The 521-nt window shown below is 58.2% G+C and carries 1 protein-coding gene; it reads left to right on the top strand.

Translation table 11 applies throughout. From position 1 onward, the window contains the following. A partial coding sequence (locus R7P64_RS24680) for a hypothetical protein (RefSeq protein ID WP_318124272.1) occupies positions 1-373 on the top strand: 373 nt, incomplete at its 5' end. Positions 374-521 lie beyond the last annotated feature (148 nt).

Genomic DNA, 521 nt, shown 5'->3' on the forward strand with positions numbered 1-521 from the left:
CAAACGCGGCGTGCCGGTCAATTCGCTGATCCTCTCCGGGGTGATTACCTCGCTGGTGGTGCTGCTGAACTATCTGCTGCCGCAGAAAGCGCTGGGTCTGCTGATGGCGCTGGTAGTGGCAACGCTGCTGCTGAACTGGATCATGATCTGCATGGCGCACCTGAAGTTCCGCGCGGCCCAGCGTCGAAAAGGGCGGGAGCCGAAGTTCAAAGCGCTGCTGGCGCCCGCCAGCAACTACTTCTGCATTGCTTTCCTTGGGCTGATCCTGGCGCTGATGTGCACTATCGACGGCATGCGTCTGTCGGCGATCCTGCTGCCGGTGTGGATCCTGTTCCTGTTTATCGCCTTCAAACTGCTGCGCCGCCCGGCGTAAGCGAGATGCCCCGCCGTCCGGCGGGGCTTCCTGCCTTTTTATTGTGATCCTCTTCGCAGGCGGCGCATTTGCCTGGCGATCTTCTTTTTGTAATCGATTACTTTTGTTTTGAGCGGTTTTGTAATCGATTACTTTTCTGAGGGCGAGC

This window comes from Vibrio sp. 2304, from assembly GCF_033339475.1.
Classification (GTDB): Bacteria; Pseudomonadota; Gammaproteobacteria; order Enterobacterales; family Vibrionaceae; genus Vibrio; species Vibrio alginolyticus.